We start from the raw sequence: 25,509 nt of genomic DNA on the forward strand, positions 1-25,509 counted from the left end.
TTATAAGGTTATAATGTTTATCTAATAATTAAACATATTTTAATATTGTTATATCTCGAGGTAGTCTGTGTCTATTTTCCTAGCCAACGGAGATACTAATCAAACCCCCCAGGGGCCGTCTTTTTCTCCGACTTCCCCAGCATCTCCATTGAGCCCGGAGGCTACGGGGCTTCGTGCTTCGTTAACCACTCAACAAGCTCTTTTAGATGCTGTAGAGGGAGAGATCTCCTCTATGGAGCAGACGGATCTGAAGAAGATGCGTTTGTATAAGATTGCTCTTGTGATTTTGGCGGTGATTGGGATGGCGATTCTCTTTGTCATTCCTGTAGCTATGGTTTTCAACGTATCTATGTGGATTCCTATCGTGATTACTTTAGGAGTATCTTTAATTAGTGCGGCTGTCACCAATAAGCTAAGATCTCGTTGCGAGGAAATAAGATTAAAATATCGTTCTCTACAAGTCTATCGTAGACATTTATTTAGCAAACATCCAGATCTCAAAAGCTCTACTCTATCTAAGTATCATGTTGAGCTTCCTAAAGGGGGTTCGTTAAAAGAAAAGCTCCTTGCTCAGCTACGTCCTGATATGCATCAAAATTCCTTTGATGGGGGAGCCTCTTTAGATCAGAGTTTAGGTTTATCCGGGGAAATAAACTCACGTTATCAATGTGAAGCACTTCTAGGTGTGGATAATGTTAATAATGCGGCGTGGCAAAAACGCCTTACAGATGTATTGAATGCTAAAGTAGAATTATTAAAAAATAACTCTGCCTACGCAGCTTTACGGGGCCTTTCTAACTCTGCCCTACAAGAAACTGGGGTAGATTTACCCTCGTTACTTCCAGGAATGGATTTCATAGATCTTGCTAAGTCTTTAATGAGCATTTGTGGATTTGGGAATAGAGTTGGTTTAGAGATCCGCCAATCTATCGATCAATATGAGCGTACGTACTTACATAGTAAAACGTTTTCCTCTTGGCTACATGATATCTCCCCAGCAACACGGTTATATTTATCTCAGGAGAGACAAACCGTCGATGTTACCTTAGATATGTTCACAAAGCTACAAACCCACATCAATAAAGTACAGTTTGCCGATTGGGTGGTGCATTTTGAAGCTTGGAAAACCGATGTCTGTACTTTAGCTGCGGACCCCACAGTTCCTGATCTACATAAAAAAATTATAGCAGGTGCAAATAAGCTCAATATTCATGAGGGAATAGATAAACCTCGCCAGGCTATGGTGAGAAATATCCTTACTCAGCTTGAAGCCGTAGTCACAGAACATCAATCTGGGAATTTGGCAAATGTGAATAGAATAAAAACGGATCTTGAAGAATCTATAAAAATAGAGTTCGGGAAGATGCGTAAATCCTTGGGTGATAAGCGCGCGAATCCTTCGGATTTATTGAATAAGGTGCAAAGAGAGTTTATTGGTTATCTTGCAGGCTTAGGGAATCTGAGTCCTTTATTTGATAAGATCTATAAATGTATCCAGCTTGGAAAGTTTGTCCGCATGGATATGGAGAAGGCGATCCAGAGACATCCCGATAATCAACGTATTAGAATTTTAAGTTCTATAGATCAGTTATTAGACCTGGTAAATAGAGATAGTTGGGGATCTGTATCTGCGAAATCAGTAGAAGAGATTCTCAAAGAAAAGCATGAGATTAAACAAGATTTAGAAAAAGCACGACAAAAAGTCGAACAATGGAGCGAGAAGTACAGTAACTTTAAATCTCAGAAGATGACTCGAGTTTTAATGAATGACTTTTCTGAAAGTTATTCTACGATAGAGTCTGAAATTGATAAATTATCGAAAACGCATCATCAAGCTTCTGACGTTGCAGGTTTCATAGATGGGTGTCGTAGATTTTTAGATACTACCTACGGTGCTCTTGGAGGTTCTCAAAACCTTCCTACTAAAGAAGAGATCACCGCATGGTCCGAAGAGCTTAAAGTTCTAATTAGCGAACTAGACGGCGTAATTCCTATTGTTCAAGCTGCAGCACAAAGAATTCAAACTGAGGGGACCTCAGGGAAATCCATGCTCTTTCAGGCAATTACTAGTAAAGAGTCGTCTTTAAAAGCTGCTTCTAAGAAAAAAGCAGAGGAACTCTCAGCTGTAATTAAAGGAAAACATTCTGGACCTCAGGAAAGTATCACCACCTTGCTTGATGACAGTATTACTCAGATACAAGCTCTTCTTGGAGGGATGGGGGATTTAGAGCAGTCTTTAAATGATCCTGATAACATTGCTGTTGAAGAGGTGGTTCGTGCTTCTAACCGTCTATTTTCAGTGATGCATAGTCCTAATTCCACTAAATTAGGAGATTTAGAAAAATTATTATCAGCGCGTAGTGAAGGTATTGCCAATACATCAGTTACGGAGCAAGGAGAGGCTGCAGAAAGTACTACACAGACGGTTAGCGACGCTCAGAGAGTTGGTAAGAGTTTTTGGGAAACACGCAATAAAGATTTGGATAGTTTCTTAAAGCAGGTACAAAAAGTCGCCAGTAAGTGGAACATGGGACAGTCTATTGTCATGTTCGTTTCAGGTTTGATTCTTCTTATTGTCAGCTTGTCCCTACTGTCGCTCCAGATGGTGTGGTTGCCTGTGGGTATCAGTGCTGTTGCTCTTGTTTTGCAGATCATTCCCATGTTCTTTAATCATGTAATTGAGAAAAAGACTTTCGACGTGCGTGTAGCATCTCTGGCAAAAGATATGCTTCCCTCAACGAAAATTCTGGCTTCAGAATTTGATAATCCAGATGTTCAGCGTCTTTCTCAGATTCAAGATATCTTGCAGTTGGAAGGTTATGAATGTGCCTGGGCTAGAGGGATTATTAAAGATTTAGACGGTTCTCCGATTGATAAGAAAGATGATTTCAAAAAATCGATCAAAGAACTTAAAAATTCATCAAAATCTTTAGATAAAAGTATTAAGAAGCGTTTTGGAACTACTGATCTTCAAAGTGTTATAGATCGTAAGAAGTCTGCTGAAGAGACGCAGTCGGTCCCTTCCTCTCAACAAGAACAGGCCCCTGCAATAGATAGAGTAGTTACGAAACCTTCAGATCCTGCTAGAGAGGCTTCTATAGCTGCACGTCAGCATCGTCTAGATGAGATCGTCGTGGAGATTTCTCGCATAGAGGAAGAGGAGAATAAGATAGTAGATTATCGTCTCCGTTATGGTGTTGAGATGACACGTTATGAGCAGCAATCTACTTATCGTAATCAGTTGCAAAAGCAATTTGATGAGGCTAGAACACAATTCCCTGTTTTAGAGAAAAATCTTGTTGAGAGCCAGGCAATGGTAGATATGCTTAGCCAAGCGCTATCACAAGCGCCTGCTGTACAAACGGATCCTCAGGAAATCAACAGTAAGATTGATGTTCTTAATCAGTTAATGTTTAAAATCTATGACTCAAATACCAATCCTAATGATGTGCGAGAAGCTAAACAACATTTTGATAACTTGGTTAAAGAAGCTGCTGAGAGGGGAAATCTTCAAGATCTCCAAGATGCGTTAGAGGTATCTTCGTGTTTAGGAAATAACGATGTAAGGTTAGATCAAACACGTAGAGAACAGCTTTCTCGCTTTCAGCTTGGTAGGGCAGCTTCGCTACCTGGTGAGGGTGCAGGCTCGCCTCGACCTCGTTTCATGTCTCAAAGATCTGTAGTTGGTGAGCAAGAATTGGAGGTGCGTAAGAGAGCATTAGATTTCTTAGGCGTGAGTTATATCTCCCCATTCTTAGAGTTTTCTTCCTCCACTATCTATGGAAAAGGAAGTTCTATGGCTCAAGATGCTCTAGGAGAACTTCAGCTTCTCAAGCTAAAAATAGATTCTGGAGATGAGATTTCTTCTGAAGAGTATAAGAAGGCAAAAAGACTTCTTTCCTCTTACTTAGATTTAGAAAAGCAATTATCTCCATTAGCTTACGGAACATTGTTAGGAGATGAGAACTTTATTAAAAGCGCACAAATGATGAGAGAGAAGCAATCTCTTCAGGAGATCGTCGGAATCAATATCACTGTGGGTCGTCACGATCTATGTTCTTTAGCAATGAAACGCATCGATAGATGGATAGATAAGAAGGTTAAGAAGTCGGAAAATCAAAATCTGATTTCTAACATGTTAGAGAGTATCCGAGCTTATGATAACTCTAATTCTTCTGATAATCAAGAGAAGCTACGCGATCTATACGGCAAGCTAGTAAAGCTTCCTAGGCATATTTTAATGCGTATAATAAAGGATTTCAAAGTTCAAGCTCTACTGACTACGCAAAAGATACAGGACGTTAAAGAAATACAGAAACAGCTTATCAAAGTTTCTAGTGTAGTTGAAGAGAAGGAAAAGATGTTTGCTCAAAGTCGTGCAGATTGGGAGGGTGAACTACAAAATTTATCGCAGATACTTCAAGGCTTGCAGACAAGAAAACAACAACTAGTTCAGGAGAAAGCTACACTTCGAGGTAGATTGTTCTCAGACGAGATTGACAGTTAAGTAAAGAAAAGCGAGTTTACTGTATCTGGAAAGCCAGAAATTTTCAGATACAGTATTCTCTTAGTCTATTTTCTCAGCGGCAAATATCCGCAGTAGGTAAGAAATAAGTTCATGTAATTTGAACTTATGCGTTCTATAACCGATATAACAATCGGGACGGATAATAAACAAGGAATCCGGGTTTGCATGATAAAGATTGGAAATCTTCTGATCTTTGGTAACGATTACCTCTAACCATTCTCCGTACTCTTCTTTAAGAGCCTGTTCTAGGTCATTACGTTCTTTAAAGAAGATCAAAAGATGCTTGGTGCTCTTCAAACCATCTAATAAATACCCCCCGTTTTCAAGCTGAGCATTAATAGCACGCATTCCAGGACCGGGACCAAGAACTTCTTTATCTTGAGAAGACATTTTAATAATATCGCTATTTTGATATTTCAATGCCTTATGCGGAGGATAATAATACTCTCCTCCGGAAACATCTAACTGACGACAGCCCTTTAAGAAGTAATACATAAGAGCTGGTGCATAAAGATTAGAGAACAATAGATTTTTAGCGCGTCTCTGTCTTTTCTCACTAAGATGCGGGAGAATGTTCCCACTTTCATTTTCTTTAGCTGTTATCAAGTATTTTGAGGCAGCCTTTTTTACAACAGGAATAAGCTTCCATGTTAAGTTAAAGGCAGCGTGTATGTTTGAATTTATTCCCGTAAGATAAGAGAAATTCAAATTATTAGCCAGATTCCCAACAAACAGGAAATTACTGTAGTCTGTAGGATACTGATGAAAAACAGATTTTACATGATAATGTTCGTCTGCAACAGCAAGATTATAATTATAGAGAAGCTTTTGCTTATGTTTAACTGATAAGGGATAGGGCGTATTAGTTAAGTAAAGTTGCTTGGATCCCTTCTCATGATTATAAAAGACAAAATTCAGGAAACTTTTCGAGCTAGGGACAAGATGGATATGGCTTTCTTCAAAAGGTTCACCTTCATCACAATGAACAAAAAGAACTTCTTTTGTTTGTTTGCGTAGTTTTAGCTGGGTTTTAAAGAGATCTCGAATATCAGGATCAGCATCAGCTTCAGCAGCAATTACCCACGTAGGATTATAAATTTCTCGATTTTCGAAATTTTGTGATGTCTTGGTACTTTCAATAAAGATGCTGTTGTCTACCAAAGTAACGGGACGCGTGCCCCAATGTATAGCCCCACCTTGTTCTTCAAACTTATGGATAAGATGTTTGGTTAACTCTTGATATGAGGTCGATAAAGCAAAAGGGAAACGTGATTCCGATGCTTGGTTAAATTTAAACAAGACGGTGCGTTTTTTCCAGTGATAACGAGCGCCAAAGAGCTTATGACCCTTTTCTACGAAATTCTCTAATAGACCTGCGTTATCTAGAAGCTCTAGAGAAGAACAGGATAAAACAACAGGCAGTTCCCTAAAGTCTATAAAACCGGGATCGTCTGGAGAATCTCGATGGTCTATAACTTTTGCAAGAATACCATGCTGAATTAGCATGTTTGCTAAAATGAGACCCGTGGGGTTTGCACCTATGACTAATACATCTGTCATATCGATCTCTATAAGTAGAAGACACGAATAAACCTAGTATAGGGAAAAGGATCAGATGAATCAAGCAGGTAATGATGTGAAAAAGCTTCGCAACCTGTTTCTTCCCGAGAAGTATTTTTAGATACGCGCACTAGATCAATATACGTTTATAAAGTGGATTGAAAATACTCGACAATGTCACTAATAATAACTGTCAAATATGGAGATGATCCCAGATTATGATCGGTATTTTCATAGGTTTTAAATTCCGTATTCCCTGGAGCAGTATTTTTAAATAAATCCCGTTGAGTTAATGAAACTAAATTATCCTCAAGACCCTGCAAATGCAAAATAGGTATTCTCACGGGTAGAGAATTTAAAACAATATGATCTTGAAGAGAAAGAAAATCTTTCACATCCTCTTCACATACTATTAGGGGAGCTGGGCCAAATCCGAAATCTTTTCCAAGATTTCCCACGATATTAGTGTTGTTTTTTACAGCTTCATACATTTCTTTAAATAGAATTGCTCCGTCTGCAACTGGTGCCCAAACACTTATGGAGCGAATCTGAAACTGTTTAGGACTGTAAAAACTTGCTAGATGAAACGCTGTATGACAGCCTAAGGAGAAGCCCGCAATACCCAATCTATGCGGATTGATTTCAGGATACTGTGTTACAGTATAAAGAATATCTTCACCATTTCGTAAATAGGTTCTAATAGGCACTTCGGTAGCAATACCTTCGCTGTTGCCGCATCCAGCCATGTCAAAGCGTACGCTGGCAATTCCTGCTTGAGCTAAAGAGCGTGCGATCTTTCTATAAGATCCTGTTAACCCGCCGACTGTGCTGCCTCGGAATCCATGAAATAGGATAACTATAGGATAACCGTCTTTTGGCATTGGGGTTGTCGGTAAATGTAGGGTCCCTACAAGATTATGCTCACCGCTTTGTATGTTGACTGCTCGACAAATTTCATTTTTCGGAGTCTTTGTTTTATTAATAACAAGTAGGGTGTCGGGAATTTCTGGGAATCCAGGGATTTTAACGGCTTCGGCGTGTGATGCATTTGCTATTATGAAAAACAAAGAAATAAATGCGGATAATTTACGCATTTTAACTAACATGGAGGACAACCTAACTAAAAGATAATTAAAATAGGGCTTTATATTTTTTTTGTCAATCGAGGAGAAAGGAAAAGCGGGTCAAAACTATAACATAAGTTGTTTTTTATAAAAATTTTTAATCTTTTAGGACTCCTGAATAGAAGATTCTTGTCTTTTCATCAAGTGAACGATACACTAGCCTCTATTTTGTTTTAAAAAGATCTCTTTGTCAGGATATTATGCGGTACGATCCTAGTTTGATAGAAAAAAAGTGGCAGGAATTTTGGAAGGAACACAGAAGCTTCAAGGCGGATGAGGCTAGTGATAAACCAAAATATTATGTATTAGATATGTTCCCTTATCCTTCTGGAGCAGGATTACATGTCGGTCATTTGATAGGTTATACCGCTACAGATATCGTGGCTCGGTATAAAAGAGCCAAGGGATATTCAGTTTTACATCCCATGGGTTGGGATAGTTTTGGGTTGCCTGCAGAGCAGTATGCTATTAGGACAGGTACACATCCTAGAGAAACAACACAGAAGAATATAGAAAATTTTAGAAAGCAGCTTTCTGCTATGGGATTCTCTTATGATGAGAGTAGAGAATTTGCCACTAGTGATCCAGATTACTATCGTTGGACACAAAAACTATTTCTTTTTCTTTATGAAAAGGGTCTTGCTTATATGGCAGATATGGCCGTCAATTATTGTCCTGAGTTAGGAACGGTTCTCTCCAATGAAGAAGTAGAAAATGGTTTGTCCGTAGAAGGGGGGTATCCTGTAGAGCGCAGGATGCTGCGCCAATGGATTTTACGTATTACGGCTTATTCAGATCAGCTTTTAGAGGGTTTAGAAGATCTTGATTGGCCAGAAAATGTTAAACAGCTTCAGAGAAATTGGATAGGGAAGTCTGAAGGAGCTCTTGTCCGTTTTGAGGTAAATAGCCAAAGCTGTTTAGAGGTGTTTACAACTCGCCCCGACACCCTATGTGGTGTATCATTTTTAGTAATTGCTCCAGAGCATCCTGAGGTCAGACAATTAATTTCTGAGAATCAGCGTGAATCTGTGGAGAGCTATATCCGTGCTGCTCAAAGTAAAAGTGAAAGAGATCGTATAAGCGAGACTAAGGTGAAAACTGGCGTGTTTACAGGAACATACGCTAAACATCCTGTAACCGGAGCAGATATTCCTATTTGGATTTCAGATTATGTAATTTTGGGTTACGGTTCTGGTGTTGTTATGGGTGTTCCTGCTCATGACGAAAGAGATAGAGAATTTGCTGAAACTTTCTCTTTACCTATTTATGAGGTTCTTGATCAAGATGGGTATTGCGTTCATAGTAACCACGGAGATTTTCATTTAGATGGTCTCAGAGGTCAGGAAGCTAAAGACTACATAATTGGTTATTTGCAGAAGAAAAATTTAGGAGAAGTTAAAGTTGCTTATAAGCTGCGCGACTGGTTATTTTCTCGACAAAGATATTGGGGAGAGCCGATCCCTATTATTCACTTTGAAGATGGTACATGCCGTCCTTTAGAAGACGATGAGCTTCCTTTATTGCCTCCCGAAGTGCAGGATTATCGTCCTGAAGGTTTTGGTCAGGGACCTTTGGCAAAAGTAAAAGAATGGGTGGATGTTCATGATATAAAAACTAATCGCCTAGGCAGACGGGAGACACATACTATGCCACAATGGGCAGGATCGTGTTGGTATTATCTACGTTTTTGTGATGCACATAATTCTCAAGCTCCTTGGTCTAATGAAAATGAAAAATACTGGATGCCTGTGGATCTATATATAGGAGGTGCTGAACACGCTGTTTTACACCTATTGTATTCACGTTTTTGGCATCGGGTGTTTTATGAAGCTGGTATGGTTTCTACCGCAGAACCATTTAAAAAGCTGATAAATCAAGGTTTAGTTCTAGCGACTTCTTATCGGATTCCTGGTAAAGGTTATGTTTATCCTGAAGATGCTTGTGAAGATAATGGTATATGGACGAGTGCTTCTGGAGAAGAATTAGAAGTGCGTCAGGAAAAGATGTCCAAGTCTAAGCTAAATGGAGTAGATCCTCAAATCCTTATCGATGAATTTGGCGCAGACGCACTACGTATGTATGCGATGTTTTCTGGACCTTTGGATAAAAATAAGCTTTGGTGTAATCAAGGTGTTTCTGGCTGCAGACGTTTTCTCAATCGCTTCTATGAAATAGCGACATCATCTTCTGTTCAAGATATAGAGGATCCTAAGGGGATGGCTTTAGCACATAGATTAGTGCATCGTGTGAGTGAGGATATTGAAAAAATGTCTTTAAATACTATCCCGTCTTCTTTTATGGAGTTTATAAATGAATTTGTGAAGCTTGATATTTATCCTAAATCAGCTTTAGCTATGGTTGTGCAGGCTTTAGCTCCTATAGCCCCACACATTAGTGAGGAGTTGTGGATAGTCTTAGGTTATGCTCCTGGTATAGATGCTGCAGGATGGCCGAAAGTAGATCCTAAATATTTAGAAGATGCTTCAGTAACATTTGTAATACAGGTAAATGGGAAACTACGCGCACGCTTAGATATTGATAAATCAACTTCTAAGGAAGATGTCCTATCTTTAGCAAAAAAAGCTGTCGCTAAATATTTGGAAGATAAAGAAGTTAAAAAGGAAGTTTTTGTTCCTAATAGATTGGTGAATTTTGTTCTATGATCAAACGTCGACTTACTAAGCTACACACTTTCTTGTATGATTGTTTTTTGATTTTTGCGTTTGCGGTAGCGCTTCCCAGAATTCTTTATAAAAGACTTGTTCATGGTAAGTATAAGAAGTCATTAAAAATTCGTTTCGGTTTAAAGAAACCTCTAGTACCTGGAGAAGGTCCTGTAGTTTGGTTTCATGGAGCTTCTGTAGGCGAGGTAACTCTGCTTGTCCCTATTATACAGAAGTTCATGAAAGACTATCCTCATTGGCGTTGTGTTGTCACTGCTTGTACTGAATCTGGACACGAGAATGCAGAAAGGTTATTCGGACCTATGGGAGTTACAACTTTCATTTTGCCTTTAGATTTAAGTTTGATTATTAAACCTGTTGTTAGAGCTATTTCACCATCTTTACTTGTGTTTTCAGAAGGAGATTGCTGGCTAAATTTTCTTGAAGAAGCAAAAAAGATAGGGGCAACAGCAATCGTAATTAACGGCAAACTCTCTACGAACTCCTGTAAATGGTTTACAATTTTAAAGCGATTTGGCAGGAATTATTTCTCTCCTATAGATGGATTTTTACTTCAAGATGATCAACATAAAGCACGTTTTTTACGTCTTGGTGTTGATGAAAAGAAGATAATGGTCACAGGGAATATCAAAACCTATACAGAAACTTTATCCGAAAATAACAAACGGAGTTATTGGAGAGAGAAACTCCAATTGTCTCAGGATACAGAATTGCTTGTTTTGGGCTCCACACATCCTAAGGATGTCGATGCTTGGATTCCTATAATTCGTCAACTTCGTCATAGGAATCTCAAAGTGCTTTGGGTGCCTCGTCATATCGAGAGAACTAAAGAATTAGAGAATCTCTTAGTAAAAGAAAATATTTCTTATGGATTATGGAGTCGCGAATCCACATTTGATAAAAATGATGCGATTATTGTCGATGCTATAGGTTGGTTAAAACAACTATATTTTGCTGCCGATCTTGCTTTTGTCGGTGGTACATTTGATGATAGGATAGGGGGACATAATCTTCTAGAACCTCTGCAATGTGGTGTCCCGTTGGTTTTTGGTCCTTATATTAAATCTCAATCAGACTTAGCGACGCGTCTATTATCCATAGGGGCAGGTTGTTGTTTAGACGAGAGAAATATGCTGGAAGTGATAACTTCTTTACTTGATCATCCTGAAGAAAGAATTACTTATGTTCAGAAGGGAAATACGTTTTTACATGAAGAAAGAGCAGCCTTTGATTGTACCTGGGAATCTTTTAAGAGATATATCCCTTGTGTAAAAATATAGGGCTTTGCTAAAGTCTTTTACTTATCGCGGGATAGAGTAGTGGTCATCTCGTTGGGCTCATAACCCAAAGGTCGGAGGTTCGAATCCTTCTCCCGCTATTAATTTTACCATCTAGTGTGGCGGTATAGCTCAGATGGTTAGAGCAGCAGAATCATAATCTGCGAGTCGTTGGTTCAAGTCCGACTACCGCTATTTTTCTTCTATAAGCATCTTTTTAGAGAGTAGTTTTTTGAAGTAGCCAGCTATGTTGCCTTAAAAGGTGCTTATTTTTTCTCTTCTACTTTCTATTTTCCCATAATAATGTTAGTGGCCTTTGATCTATTAAACGTTCTTCACCGAAGTATTGCAACGGTCCTGGGAAACAGTAGAGATCTTTCATTAAGCATGTATCGCTTTGATTTAGTAGATACTGTACTTCTGGAGCATTAGGATTTACAGAGTCAGTTTTAATTACTGGCGTATTTTCTCCTAAGCGATGTTCCAATTGCATCATTTTATATAAAGGTGTAGCTCCACCAGTCCATTCGCTATAGGAACGAGCAAGGTTATTGATGGTTACCATATAGCCAGTCCGTTGTCTCACGAGAAAAAGAGCAGAAACAATGCCCAGGGCTAGTCCATAATTTGCATCAAAATTTGAGGGGAACCCTGCTCGAGATTCATAACCAAAAAAGTGATTTACAGGTTGGAATTCCATATTTGGTTCTATTTTTTGGATTTCCTTTTTTATTAATGCGGCTAAGAGTTCTTCAGTGGCAATTTTAGATACACGCACATTGCCATAAGAGTCTCTTGCAATGAGTAATTGATGCGCAATTTCTATAGGTAGAGAGGAAAATGTCTTCAGAGATTCTGGAGAAAGCTTTTTATTTACATTATCTAAATTCAGATTGTTGTCTAACAATAAGACATTCAATTCATTAATCAGGTTTCTTGTATCAAACACATGTTCAAGCAAGCCTTCGGGAATAAGTATCGTACTATAGTTTTTCCCCGATCTATAACGGTTTACCAAACCCATAGCGATATGTTCGCTGAGCTTTTGTAGGGAAATCTTCCTCATGGCGATATGCTCGCTAATGAGGGTAACATTAGGTAAGGTCTGCAAACCACATTCTAAAGTGGTATAGGAAGCTTTTTGTCCCATGAGGCGGACAAAATGGTGGTACTTCTTTATAGATAAAGTGTCTTTTTCTAAATTTCCGATCATTTCTGAATAGATGCGACAGGAGGTATGAAAACCTAGTGGTGTTTCAATCCAGAAATTTTTGAGATCCCCATCAATAGTTTTAGGCACCCCTACAATAGGAATATTGCAGTTATGCTTAAGGAAATACTCAGCGAGCATCGCTGTGTCGGTATTAGAATCGTTTCCCCCTATAATGAGCAAACCATCAAGCTTAAGCTTTTTTACATTAGTGAGAATTGTGCTTTTTTGTTCCTTGGTTTTGATTTTCTCCTTACTTGAAGAGAGCATGTCAAAACCACCAACATTGTAATAATCATAAATTACAGAAATATCGAGATCTTTGTACAATCCACGCGTTAACCCCAAAGGACCTTGGATAAACCCATAGAGCTTTGTTTTAGGATTGAAAGCGCGTAGGCCTTCAAAGAGTCCTATAACTACGTTATGGCCTCCAGGCGCTTGACCCCCAGAAAGTAAAACACCAATTTTTAAAGGTTGTGAAGGAGAGGCTTCACCTTTTTGAATGGTGACTTCAGGAATAGAACATAAATTAGGAATATGTTCTTGAAGATCTTCAGGGATAGATGGAGGCTCTGTAGAATCTACAATATGTAGCGATGTAATACCGTTTAAGAAACTTAACGTTTCTGGACGATAGTGCAAACGCTGCAATTCGAAATAACTTTTATTTACAGAGAGAAGCTCCATAGGTAATTCCTAGGGAATAAGTTGATGTTTTAACCATTGTACAAGTTCTAGTAACATAGAGCAAGACTGAGGAATATGATGTCCTGTATTTGGATATGTGCGTATCTCACAAAGATTCGGTTTATGGCTCATAGCCTCGGCAAAGATTTTCTGATGATGTAAAGATACAGTGGTATCGTCTTCTCCTTGCATATGCAATATAGATAAAGAATCAGAAAATTTAGGAACTTCTTTAGTCACGTCCATTTCAATGAATTGAGAACAAAACGTTTTGTTGATTGGCATACCTGCATAGAGAATATCTTCTGAGGATGGAGCATGGGCAATAAGATTATTAGGAATATTGATAGCTTCTTGTAGCCATACAGCACCTTGAATTGTTGGTGCCCATACAGCAAGGCTTTTTACATATTGTAAGGTGGGCATATTTAATAGAGCTAACGTTGCTCCTAATGAAGAGCCAAAAACACCAATATTTTTCGTATCGATATTATTTAAGCCATAACCATGGGAAACAATCTCATTTGCACTAGTGATATAATCACTAAATGAGAAGTCGTATAGGGAACCTTCGGAATCGCCATGTCCAGGAAGATCAACACGCAAGACAGCGATACCCTGTTCTGTGAGTTTTTCAGCAAGCTGCACATGAGTACGTTTGGAACCAATTTTACTTGAGGCTAATCCATGAAGAGTAATCACCAAAGGATAGGGAGCACAAGCCTGCAAAGGTGTATGAAGAACACCAAAAGTTGTGATGTTATTAAGAATATTAAATTTTATAACATGGCGTTGTTCATGTTTGCGGCATGTAGTGCTCATTTGGTTATATTTCTCCTAAGTTTATGGAGGCTTTCACAATGTTAATTTAATTTTTTAAAAAGAATTCGTCGAGAAGAAATTCCGCCTCTTATTTCCTAATTTTAAGGATATAGAGATGATGAGATTAATAATCACAGTCAGGAATTTCCATACAGATTGAGCATCTTTTTTGCCATTCATTATGATTAAGGAGTAGGGTTAGCGGAGGAAAATGATCGGAATGTGCGTTTGGTGGTGTATCAATTTGTAGTGGTCCTAAAAAGCGATAAGAGTCTTCAAGAGCCCAGATTTTTCTATATAATTTAAACTTAAGGAAAGCTGGACTACTTATATCTATTAAGCTCTTTTTTATTAGGGGTTTTATAGTCCCATCTGATTTTTTCTTGGTTGTAAACATTTTCACAATAGGCATGGCACGTAGCCGCCATTTATCCACTATATTGATTAGAGACTCAATAACTGTGAGATAACCATTGCAACGATTAAATGTGAGAACTCCCGCGCCATAACCTAGAGCATAACTATAGGTGTTATCGAATTTTGTGGGTAAACAGGATCTCCCTTCATAACCTAAGAAATGCGAAATCGCATTAAAGGGAACATTTTTGAAATGTTTCTTTAGGTGATTATCTACAAGGTGGATGAGGAGCTTATCTACACTAATTTTAGATACATAGACATTTCCGTGAGCATCCCTATCATTAAGAAGCTGGTTGGCAATAGCCTCGGGGAAGCTTTTTAATAGTTTCTGAGATTCTCGAGATAACGATGAGAATTTATCAATACCTTCAGGGATTCTCTCTATCTCTTTAACAAGATTATTAATCTCAGGAATAAACTCGATAATACCTTCAGGAATGAGGATAATCCCGTAGTATTTTCCCATAGCGGCTCTATCAGCAATAATCGAACATACTTTATGAATGATCGTTTTTAGGGGGACATTCTTTTCTGCGATTTCTTCGCCTATAAGAGTGATATTTGGATGGGTTTGTAGGGTACATTCTAAAGCAATATGAGATGCTGATCGGCCCATAAGCTTTATAAAATGATAGTGTGCTTTGCAAGATAGTGTATCTCTTGAGATATTACTAATGATTGAAGAGTAAAACTTTGTTGCCGAATCAAATCCAAAGGTAAGATCTAAAAATAGATGTTGGAGGTCTCCATCAATAGTTTTAGGCACCCCTACAACACAGGTTTTGGGATGATGTTGAGAAAAATATTCTGCAAGAATTGCAGTTGCTGTATTTGAGCCATCCCCGCCGATAATTACTAAACCATCAAGATCTAAAGCTTTTACTGTCTTTAAGCATGCAGCTTTATTTTCTTCCGTAATGATATTTGTTCTTCCTGTTCCTATACAGTTAAAACCTCCAGAATTTCTAAAACATTCCATAAATTCTTCGGTAATCTCTACCGTGTTGTTGTTAAGAATTCCCTGACCGTTATTTAGAAACCCTATTAGGGAGCTATCTGGATGGATTTTTTTTAAACTGTGTAATAATCCCCAAATGACATTATGACCACCAGGAGCGGGTCCTCCGGATAGCATCACACCCACTTTTAATGGATGTACGTCTGGTATGGTTCCTGAGGTGAATTTTAGATAGGGGCTGTCATAGGTATTGGGGAAAAGCTTAGCAACATTAGCATCAAATTTAGGAGAAAAACGCAGATCGTTGGTAGGAAGCAAAGAGGGGAATTTTTGTAGTTCTCTAGGCAAAGGAGGTGTGCCTGGAATAACTACACCATTGAGATCGCTAAAGTTTGGATGCATAACAATTAATGGATACGGTTATTTTCGTAAGTTAGTTGTGTTTTTCTTTATCGACAACGAGAAAACCTTCCTTTAGAAGGTTTATTTATCTCGTTGTTAGGGAATGTTCAGTTTAGATAAGACCGAGAATCTTCCACCATAAGCTGCCAATACCGACCCAAATGACGATATTTACAATACTGAGGACAAAACCAGACCGCCACCAATCTTTGACCGAAACAAGTTGAGAACCAAAATAAAGGGGAGCAGGTCCTGAACCGTAGTGCGTGAGTCCACCAAATAAGTTACTTGAAAAAGCGAGTACTAAGCAGGCAAAAATTGGGTTTGTTCCTAATGATATAGAGACTGCTAGAAATACTGGGAACATCGCTCCAATATGTGCTGTATTACTTGCGAATAGATAGTGCGAGTAAAAGTACATAAGGAAGAGAATTGGGAAGCCTACTTTCCAAGATAATCCTGCAACTCCTGCAGCTACGGAATCCCCAATTAGAGGAATAAAGCCCAGTTGATTTAGGAATGATGCCATCATAATAAGAGCACCGAACCAAATAAAAGTTTCCCATGCAGTGGTATTGGCCATAACATCTTTATGCCAATCTAAAATATTTGTAAGAATCAGTAGAGATAAACCGATTAAAGCTGCTGTTGTTGCTGAGATTCTTAATAAGTCTCCAAATGTCCATAAGACAACAAGAAGAATGAAAATCATTAAGATAATCTTTTCACCTTTTTTCAAAGGTCCCATCTCTTTAAGACGTAATTTTGCTGTCCGGATGGCTTCTTCACAGGAACTAATTGTTGGTGGATAGAGCTTATAGAGGACTATAGGCATAAGTATTAAGCTAAGTAATCCAGGAATTACTGCGGCTTTTGCCCATGTTGCCCAAGTTAAAGCAACTCCAGCATTACTCGCTAAAGCTGCTACTAGAGGATTACCTGCCATGGCTGTAAGGAACATGGCACTAGTAATTACAGAACTTTGATATGCGACTTTAATTAAAAAAGATCCAATTAGGCTTTCTGTACCTTTTTCTGCAGAACTTCCAAATGATTCTGATAACCCCATAACTACAGGATAGAGAATACCTCCAGAACGTGCCGTTACACTGGGAATCGCAGGAGCTAATAGAAAATCTGTGATTACTAAACCATAGCTTAACCCTAAAGGATTTTTTCCTAAGATACTGACGAAAAAATAGGCAACACGTTCTCCAAGCCCTGTTTTAATAATACCTTTCGCTATGGAAAATGATAAGAAGACCAGCCAGGCTATCGGATTATGAAATCCTGACAACCCCTGTTCTAAGGTTAGGGTTTGCGTAAGTAAAAGTGTAGAAATCCCGATAATGACTATGGCCCCCATAGGCACAGGCTGTAGAATAATCCCTAAAATTGTCGTTGTGAATACAGCGAATAGATGCCAAGCATTAGGGTTTATCGCTTCCGGGTGAGGGCAAAACCATATACCTAAGAGCACGAGAGTGAGGAATAAAAGAGATAGGAAACGTTTTTGTTTATTCACTTGGGACCTCTTTGCGTTATGGTCTGTTGGAAAATCCCTTGGGGGTTAAGGCTCTATAGGAAAATCTTCGAGCCATTTTTCCATTTCTTCTAGGGTGTCGTTAATGAGTTCTGGTGAGGATAGGAGTTCTTGTAGACAGGACTCAATGGTTTCTTCATTTATGATATTCGTTACATCTTCCATGCTGATGAAAGTCACATCTACGAGATCAGCGTTAAAAGCTTTGCTAATTGGATAGAATAATTCCCCGGGATATAATGCGCATATAGCGGCTATAAGACTGTCCCAAGCAAAAGAAGGACTTTTTTCTAACCTATAGTTTAACAATTCTCCAAAATAACGAATCGTTGCATCTCTGGAGATCTTTTTGACCCCTACAAGATGTACAAGACTAGAAATTCCTGCAGCTTTTACGTAGGGATTGATCCCAGGAGTTTCTATAAGCTCCTTAATCAAAGATTCATCGTCACATACGCTAGCAAGAATTCTTGGAAGATCTTCCGTAAGAACATCACCAGCAATTGCGTGGGGTGTATCATCGGTATACGAGAAAAGCTTGATGATTAATGGAAGAGCTCGGCTTTCTCGAAACTGTGCTAGTAAATACATAGCATAGAGATGTCCTTGATAACTACCGTCGTTGATTAATTCTGGTACGCGTTCCGTGGCGTCTTCAAGAATCTGAAGTAGATAGGGAGTAATTTGCGCATGTTTGACGATAGCAGCTTCTATAGCTTCTCTGGGAAGTATCCCTTCGTCGTAAGCGAGGTCTTCCAAGATATGAGAAATTTCCATCGTCAATGATGCTCCATTTCAAGGGCTGATAATTTGATTCGTAGCATGCTCAACTTCTTCCTGTCAATGATTTACACATAACGTCTAAAGCACTCAATAACGATTTTCACATGCTATTGAGAGGCAGTTCTCTAGGTAATGTATAAGACTATTTTTATCTTTATAATTGTTGTTTTACAATCATGTAATTTAAGACAAATCATAAGATGAGTATGCATCGCAGTATACATAACTCCTCACATACTACAAAGAACTTTAGGTATTCAGATTTGGTCTAATTTTTTTTGTTTGATTTAAACAAGTGCTTTCTCTTGAGATGTATAATAGGAACTACATTCGGTATCTTCTAGAGAAAATATCGGAATGGCGTCAAGAAGCTCTTGGGTTTTTTCATGTTTAGGATCTAAGAAAATTTTATCTCTGGGACCATATTCTACAAGGGATCCTTTGTCCATAACAGCAATAGTATCTGCGATATAGTAAGCTGCTGACATATCATGTGTGATGAAGAGTAGTGTACTTTCACATTGCTGTTTTATCGTTTGGAAAAGTTCTAATATCAATGATTGATTTAGGGTGTCTAAAGCAGATATCGGTTCGTCACAAATAAGGAGATCAGGTTCACATACTAAAGCTTTTGCAATGGCTACACGTTGTTTTTGACCTCCGCTAAGTTTATGAGGTTTTAACCGTAGTACGGATAGCGGTAGATTAACGAGTTGTAAAACACGTTGGATTTTTTCTTTCTGTTTTTCTTTAGAGTAGGTTCCTATGATATGTAGAGGTTCTAAAATGAGATCTTCGATACTCATTGTAGGATTTAAACTTGAGTGTACATCTTGCCAGACGATTTGTACTGTTTTTGCTTTTGGTGTTTTGGGATCAACATGAAAGGTAATAGTACCTTGATTGGGTTGCATTAATCCTAAAATAGCCAAAGCTAGTGAAGACTTCCCTGATCCGCTCGCGCCAACAATTGTCAGACATTCTCCCTTTTTTAATTGGAGATTGATGTTATTAAGAATAACTTGTTTCCTAATCGCAATGGACAGATTATTTATAGTTACTAAATTAGTCATGAATTGTCTGTAGGGTATCTGTATTTCTTAAAGTTGTAAGCTTCGCTTTTAAAATAGGCGAAGAGGAGGCTGTCAGAGGAATTTTTGATACGGCTTTGAGAAGACGTTTTGTATAGGAATGTTGTGGAGAAGAGAAAATCTCTTTCACGCTTCCAGTTTCCACAAGTTGGCCATCTTTAATAATCGCAATATCATCACAGAGTTCTGTTACTAGTGCCAGATTATGGGTGACTAGCAACATTGCTGTATTATTCTCTTTATGAACTTTACGTAATATGCGCAATACTTGAGCTTGTGATACAGAATCTAGAGCTGTTGTAGGTTCATCAGCAAGAATAAGTTCTGGAGAGCTAGCCAAAGATATAGCGATTACTGTACGTTGACGCATACCACCACTTAATTCAAAAGGATAGAGATGAAAACAGCGTTCTGGATTAGGTATGCGTACACTTGCTAATAATTCTATAGCTTTTGAATAAGCTTCTTTTTTAGTTATGGGATTATGTTGTCGTAAGGTTTCTACAATTTGCGCTCCTATGCGCATAGATGGTGTAAGGGATCCCATAGCATTTTGCAATACCGTAGCTATTTTCTTCCCTCGAATCTTTTGGAAATTTTTATACGACATTGTTTTCAGATTCTGATCTTCAAAGAAGATATCGCCCTCTACAATTTCGCAATTATCTGGAAGGAAACCAAGAATCGCTTTGGTAATTGTTGTTTTCCCTGAACCATTCTCTCCTACTAAAGCTAGGCTATGCTTTTTTTTGATAGTAAGACTAAGATTATCTATCAGTAATCTGCGTGGATTATTCGATGCTATCGTAAGGTTTTGTATGTTCAGTAGCGTATCAGGCATGAGAGTTTTCCTCTATGAATAGAGCTTTTGCTCCTTCTCCAATCAGGTTAAAGCTTATTGAGAGTGTAATCATGAAAAATGATGGAATGAAAAATAACCAAGGGTAGTAATCAATAGCGTTAATACCTTCTTTTACTAACGTCCCTAAGCTAGCTTGTGGAGGTTGAATTCCTAAGCCTAAAAAGCTGATAAAGGCTTCTGTATATATCGCTCCAGGAATAGTAAAAATGAGCGTAGAGATAATTGGTGTAAGTGTATTGGGTAAAAGGTGTTTCCTTAGAATATGAAATGTAGACGCATTCATAGTCTTTGCAGAAAGTACAAATTCCTTATTTTCTAATAATAAGAATTGTCCATAGATAATTCGTGCTATAGGTATCCATCCTGTAAGTGTCATAGCAAGAATCAGGGGAAGAATCCCATGATCAAAGATAACAAGAAGAAGAATGATTACAGGAATTCTAGGAATTGAAAATAGGATTTCTGTAATACGCATCATCAGAAAGGCAACTTTCTTTCCTGAGGATAGAGCTACTGTAGACCAAAGGAGTCCTACCAAGACATCTATAAGGGTTGCTGTTACAGCAATCAGTAACGATAGGCGAATACCCTGAATGGTTCTAGCCAACATACAACGTCCGAGAGAATCTGTTCCAAAAGGAAACATTTTTCCTGGTTGCGCTAAAGTATGTTCCAAAGAGGTTAGTTCATAATTAGGATAAATCCATGGAAGAAGAATGGCACCTAAGATTAAAGTCCCAAGTATGGAGATTCCTACCATAAACATGGTATTTCCTTTCATACGTTGCCAAAGAGTGGGTTGAGAAGATTTTAAAGAAATATCCATGAAGTTTTTTTAATCGCCTTATTTGTTTCTTTTAATTTTGTTTATTCGTCACCTAGATTTTATGGATTTCGTTAGAGATGTTCGCTTTCTTGGGAGAAGTTTGTTTCTTGTTCAACTTCTTTATAAGAGTAGCGAAGCTGAGGATCTATCATTGCCTGTATAAGATCTGATAGTAGTGAGGCTAGCATAAAGAAAGCCCCATAAAATACAGATAATCCTAGAGTTACTGGATAGTCACGTTGTTTAATACTACAGACAAACCATTTCCCTAAACCTGGAATACAGAAGATATTTTCTATAGCGAATGTTCCTGTCATGACTGTAGTTACAAGAAATGCGGCGTAGGAAATAGTGGGGAATACGGCGTAGGGGAGAATATGTCTAAGTACAACTTTTATTGGTGAGAGACCTTTAGCATAGGCAAGTAAGACGTAGTCTTTATTTAAGACTGAGGATACCGAAGAAAAAGTTAATTGCGTTATGAATGCCATGGGTGTGATTGCTAAAGCTAAAGATGGCAAAATCGTATGAGAAAAATTCCCCCAGCAGGCTATGGGGAAAATAGGTATTTTCACTGCAAAAATATATTGTAGCATAGTTGCCAGGACAAATGCAGGAATAGAAATTTGTAAAATAGAAGAGAGCAGGATATAGCGCCCTTGTTTCTTTTTTCTTAATGCTGCTAAGGTTCCTAACGAGATCCCTCCCGAGATAGAAAGAATAAGGCTTTCGAATCCAAGTATCGCTGATGCGGGAAATGCTGTAGAGATAATGCTCGTTACGCTGCGGTCCTTATAAACCAGGGAATTTCCAAAATCTAAAGTTACTAGAGATTTTAAGTAATGAATATATTGTTGGTATAAGGGCTTATTTAATCCATAGCGTGACTTAAGAATCTGCAAAGTTTCTTGTGATAAAGTGTTACTGCTTTCATCATTAAATGGATCGCCGGGAATGGTTTTCATTACGAGGAAAGTTAAGGTTAGGATGATCCATAAAGAAAGCAAGTTAAATATTAGGCGCTTCTTTATATAACGGAACATTATCTACACCCTTAATGTCTTTGATAAATTGGTAAGGACTCTGGATTTAGAATCTTGACCAAATCAAAATATTATATCTCTGATTTATCGTAGCTTCAATATAAAATAATTCATTGATTCGTGTGGAGAGTCGCTTTTAAGACATTTTTTTTCAAGTTAAGTCAATATTTTGTTTGACTTAGGTGAGGGGTGAAGAAGTTTTTAGAAGCTTTAAAAAGAGAATATTATTTTGAAAGTTCTGTTTCTTTCAAATCAATATGCCCGAGTAATGAGGTGTAGGAATTTTGAATTTTAGGATTAGCTGCGTAGGTGTATTCGAAATGGTATAGAGGAATAATGGGAAGCTCGTCTTCAATAAGTTCTTCAGCTAGAATTTGATTTCCAGAATTTTCTTCTGGAGAAAGAAGGGAATCGAGAATATGGTTGTATTTTTCGTTTTCCCATTTTGTTAGAGATTTTGTGGGTTCATCACTTTTGAAGTTTCCAAGAATTGCCAAAAAGGATGTAGGTCTTGGATAATCTGCTATCCATCTTCCTGTAGCTAGAGTAAAATCCCCACGCCGTCTTTTATCTAAAAAACAATGATATTCCATGCCTTGGATTGTAATATGGATTCCTAAGACATTTTTGATTTGTTGTTGTATTTCTTGAACGACGGCGTTTAAACAGGCGGACTCTAGAGGATAGATAATAGATAATTCTGAGATACATTTTTGAGATAGTTCTTTTTGAGCTTCTTTAAAATATTCCCGAGCATATTCTTGGCGTTCTTCTTGGGATAGATAAGACTGCCTAGAGATTTTCGATAGCTCTGGGGGTAAAAAATGTTCAGCAACCTTCCCATGGCTAATAAACTTTAATAAGGTCGTTTTGTCAATAGCATGAGCCAGAGCTTTTCTCAGTGCCACATTATTTATAGGGCTATTTTTTAAATTACATATTAGTGCTGTTGTTCCAAGTACTGGGTAATTACGCAGCCTGTCCTTAGGGATATGGTGCTGATCTTCTTTGGAAATAGGAGAGCTCCATGGAGAACCTACCCAATCAATAAGGTTTTTTTGTAGAAGCTGCATTGCTGTATGCGTATCAGGAACGATTTGAAATACAATGGTATCAAGATGAACCGAAGATTTATCATGATATAGGGGGTTTTTTTTAATAATTAATTGGTTTTGTGGCTGGTAATCTTGAATGACAAAAGGCCCATTAGAGATATTAGGAAGATTCATTCCTCCAGAAGAATAGAAATTTCTTAAGGATTTATGTACTGGAAAGAAAATAGGGTAGGCGAGAAGTTCTAAAAAGTGGGGAACAGGCTGTTCTAGGGTGATTTCTAATTTTGATTTATCTAATGCCCGAATGCCTAAAGTATCAATAGGTAGTTTCTTGCTTATCACTGCTTGGGAATTTTTAATTACCCGGGGAAGGAAATTAGAAGATAAAGTGACTTCAAGCTTATGAATTTGTTTGATTGATTCTTCAAAATCGTATGCCGTTACAGGATCTCCATTACTCCATAGGGCGTCTTTAAGATAAAAGGTATAGACGGTCTGATCATCGGATATTGTGTAGCATTTTGTTAAAGCAAGTTCGGGGCTCCCCGGACGTTCTCTTACGAGACCTTCGTAAAGTGCTTGAGCTATTGAAACATCTTTACTCAAGCAAGCACTTCTCGGATCTAGGGACATGGGATCATGGCTAATTGCTATTTTTAAGGAGTTTTGATTTTTAGAAATGTTTGTGTGACAGCTTGTGCATAACGGGAAAATTCCTAAAAAAAGGAGAGCTGATAGAATGGGTATTAGAAGCTTATGCAGTTTTCTTGTCATACGGTTAAGAAGCATTTCGCGTGCTTATTCGAGGTTTTTCATCCCGGTTTCATTTTACTCAATTATATAATTAGAGTCGCTGAATCAATAGGTTCATTAGACATTTTAAAGCTATGTGTTTGATTTGTACAGATTTTCATATTGAAGAAATGTTTTGGTAGAGTCTGCATTACATGGTGGGGAGAAGATCCACTTCTTTAAGATCTACGTGTCCTAAAGGAGAAGCATAGAGATTGTTCACTTGTGGTTGTGTGATATAGATATAGTTAAAATGGTATAGGGGAAATACAGGAACATCTTCTTCAATAAGTTCTTCAGCCAATATTTGATCTTCTTTTGTGAATGCCTGGGTATGATATTTTCCTAAGATTTCATCAAATTGTTCATTACTCCATTTCCCTAATTGATGACTTGTTTCTTTATTTTCTGGATTTCCAAGTATTGTCAGGAAATTTCTAGCATTGAGGTATTCTGCGATCCATCCCCCTACAGATAAATAGAAGTCGCCTTTATTTCTTTTTTCTAAGAAGCAGAAGTATTCGATCCCTTGAATGGGTATATGAATGCCAAGAACATTTTTGAATTGCTGTTGAAGTTCTTGGACTACAAGAGAAAAAACCCCAGATTCTTGAGGATAAATAAGAGAGAGTTCGGAGAGTTCTTTTTCTGACAGAGTCCTTTTTGCCTCTTTAAAGTATTCCTGGGCTTTTTTCTCTCGTTGCTCTTTTCCAAGCACGTCTTGATCATGAATTTCAGATAATTCTGGTGGTACAAAAGAATTAGCAATTCTTGCTGAATTGAGTAGAGGAATAAGAGATTCTTTATCAATAGCGTAGGCGAGAGCTTTTCTTAAGGCTTTATTTTGTAGCACAGGCATATCTAGGTTATAGATAAGTATAGAAGTTGAACATACGGGATATACGTGTTTTATTTCTGTAGGAGTATTATTTAATATTTCTTGAGGGATTTTAGATATCCAAGGATTACCGAGAATATCAATGAGATTATTTTTGAAGAATTTAGCTGCTGTATGTGAATCAGACATCACTTTGAAGATCAGGGTATCGATTTTCACTTTATCGACATCATAATAATGGGTGTTTTTTCGCATTGTTAGATGTTTTTGTGGTTGAAAATCGTCCAATGTAAAAGGTCCATTAGAGATATAAACAGGCTTGATTTTTGGATTTTTATAATATTCCCTCAGAGATGAATGGACAGGAAAAAATAATGGATGGGAGACAATCTCTATAAAATTCGATGAGGGATGCTCTAGAGTGATTTCTAATGTATGCGCATCTAGAGCTTTAATTCCTAGTTCTTCTATAGGCAACTGCTCTTCCATAATTGCTTTGGAGTTTTTGATAATGTAGAGAAGGTTGTGATAAGATATAGGAAGATTTTTTGTGTGAATTTGTTTGATTGATTCTTCGAAATCGTATGCTGTTACAGGATCTCCATTACTCCAATCTGTGTTTTTTAGATCAAATGTATACACAGTGCCTTCATGAGACACTTTGTAATCTTTAGCTATTCCTAAGATCACGAGATCGTCAGAAATACGTTCGCGCGCTAAACCTTCGTAAAGGGCTTTTGCTAATGAGATATCTTTTTTTAAATAAGTACATCTAGGATCTAATGAAAGGGGATCATATGCTATCCCGATTCTTAAGCACTTCCCCATATCTTGGGGAGATTGTTGATGACAACTAGTTAGAAATACACTAGCAAGAGATAGGAGATAAATAGCACAGTATTTTCTGAATCTATTCGTCATGAGGTTATCCTGAAATTGAATAGTAGGTTGGGGTTAGATTACTGATTAAAAAAAATAATTTCCAATCTTGGATCTATAAA

General features: G+C 37.8%; 16 protein-coding genes and 2 tRNA genes. 5 read left to right on the top strand and 13 right to left on the bottom strand.

Annotated features, from left to right (window positions below; all coding sequences use genetic code 11):
* Positions 1-67 precede the first annotated feature (67 nt).
* Entirely contained in the window at positions 68-4,507 is a 4,440-nt protein-coding gene (locus O6937_RS02690) for a hypothetical protein (protein WP_332390137.1), read from the top strand.
* Between the two features lie 60 nt (positions 4,508-4,567).
* Here O6937_RS02690 and O6937_RS02695 read toward each other — a convergent pair whose 3' ends face one another.
* Both O6937_RS02695 and O6937_RS02700 read right to left on the bottom strand, forming a co-directional pair.
* Complete coding sequence (locus O6937_RS02695) at positions 4,568-6,088, bottom strand: FAD-dependent oxidoreductase (protein ID WP_332390138.1); 1,521 nt, start codon at positions 6,086-6,088, stop codon at positions 4,568-4,570.
* 146 nt (positions 6,089-6,234) lie between these two features.
* Positions 6,235-7,182, bottom strand: a complete 948-nt coding sequence (locus O6937_RS02700; protein ID WP_332390431.1) for an alpha/beta hydrolase — start codon at positions 7,180-7,182, stop codon at positions 6,235-6,237.
* 230 nt (positions 7,183-7,412) lie between these two features.
* Between O6937_RS02700 and leuS the strand changes: the two genes are divergently transcribed.
* From leuS to O6937_RS02720, 4 genes are all read left to right on the top strand, one after another.
* On the top strand, positions 7,413-9,875 hold the full coding sequence (gene leuS, locus O6937_RS02705; RefSeq protein WP_332390139.1) for a leucine--tRNA ligase: 2,463 nt from the start codon (positions 7,413-7,415) through the stop codon (positions 9,873-9,875).
* Positions 9,872-11,176, top strand: a complete 1,305-nt coding sequence (waaA, locus tag O6937_RS02710; RefSeq protein ID WP_332390140.1) for a lipid IV(A) 3-deoxy-D-manno-octulosonic acid transferase — start codon at positions 9,872-9,874, stop codon at positions 11,174-11,176. Before leuS ends, waaA begins: the two co-directional genes overlap by 4 nt.
* Positions 11,177-11,201: 25 nt before the next feature.
* Positions 11,202-11,274 (top strand) — tRNA-Met (locus O6937_RS02715).
* A 20-nt stretch (positions 11,275-11,294) separates the two neighbouring features.
* Positions 11,295-11,368 (top strand) — tRNA-Met (locus O6937_RS02720).
* Between the two features lie 85 nt (positions 11,369-11,453).
* On the opposite strand, the gene O6937_RS02725 is transcribed toward O6937_RS02720, so the two are convergent.
* The 11 genes from O6937_RS02725 to O6937_RS02775 form a co-directional block, all read right to left on the bottom strand.
* Complete coding sequence (locus O6937_RS02725; RefSeq protein ID WP_332390141.1) at positions 11,454-13,073, bottom strand: diphosphate--fructose-6-phosphate 1-phosphotransferase; 1,620 nt, start codon at positions 13,071-13,073, stop codon at positions 11,454-11,456.
* Between the two features lie 9 nt (positions 13,074-13,082).
* On the bottom strand, positions 13,083-13,895 hold the full coding sequence (locus O6937_RS02730; protein WP_332390142.1) for an alpha/beta hydrolase: 813 nt from the start codon (positions 13,893-13,895) through the stop codon (positions 13,083-13,085).
* Between the two features lie 124 nt (positions 13,896-14,019).
* Complete coding sequence (locus tag O6937_RS02735) at positions 14,020-15,675, bottom strand: diphosphate--fructose-6-phosphate 1-phosphotransferase (RefSeq protein WP_332390143.1); 1,656 nt, start codon at positions 15,673-15,675, stop codon at positions 14,020-14,022.
* 112 nt (positions 15,676-15,787) lie between these two features.
* Entirely contained in the window at positions 15,788-17,200 is a 1,413-nt protein-coding gene (locus tag O6937_RS02740) for an anion permease (RefSeq protein WP_332390144.1), read from the bottom strand.
* Between the two features lie 45 nt (positions 17,201-17,245).
* Positions 17,246-18,001 (bottom strand): DUF1186 domain-containing protein, encoded by a 756-nt coding sequence (locus O6937_RS02745; RefSeq protein ID WP_332390145.1) that lies wholly within the window; start codon positions 17,999-18,001, stop codon positions 17,246-17,248.
* A 287-nt stretch (positions 18,002-18,288) separates the two neighbouring features.
* A complete protein-coding gene (locus O6937_RS02750; protein WP_332390146.1) occupies positions 18,289-19,074 on the bottom strand; it encodes an ABC transporter ATP-binding protein in 786 nt (261 codons plus the stop codon).
* Positions 19,067-19,933, bottom strand: a complete 867-nt coding sequence (locus O6937_RS02755; protein WP_332390147.1) for an ABC transporter ATP-binding protein — start codon at positions 19,931-19,933, stop codon at positions 19,067-19,069. The genes O6937_RS02750 and O6937_RS02755 overlap by 8 nt, the downstream gene beginning before the upstream one ends.
* The gene (locus tag O6937_RS02760) at positions 19,926-20,780 is read right to left on the bottom strand and encodes an ABC transporter permease (protein WP_332390148.1); all 855 of its coding nucleotides are present in this window, start codon (positions 20,778-20,780) and stop codon (positions 19,926-19,928) included. The genes O6937_RS02755 and O6937_RS02760 overlap by 8 nt, the downstream gene beginning before the upstream one ends.
* Before the next feature lie 71 nt (positions 20,781-20,851).
* Positions 20,852-21,823 (bottom strand): ABC transporter permease, encoded by a 972-nt coding sequence (locus O6937_RS02765; protein WP_332390149.1) that lies wholly within the window; start codon positions 21,821-21,823, stop codon positions 20,852-20,854.
* Between the two features lie 224 nt (positions 21,824-22,047).
* On the bottom strand, positions 22,048-23,640 hold the full coding sequence (locus O6937_RS02770; RefSeq protein ID WP_332390432.1) for a peptide ABC transporter substrate-binding protein: 1,593 nt from the start codon (positions 23,638-23,640) through the stop codon (positions 22,048-22,050).
* 181 nt (positions 23,641-23,821) lie between these two features.
* Positions 23,822-25,429, bottom strand: coding sequence for a peptide ABC transporter substrate-binding protein (locus O6937_RS02775; protein ID WP_332390150.1), 1,608 nt, complete (start codon positions 25,427-25,429; stop codon positions 23,822-23,824).
* Positions 25,430-25,509: the final 80 nt, after the last annotated feature.

Origin of the sequence: Chlamydia sp. 04-14, from assembly GCF_036632095.1 — a bacterium.
Classification (GTDB): Bacteria; Chlamydiota; Chlamydiia; order Chlamydiales; family Chlamydiaceae; genus Chlamydia.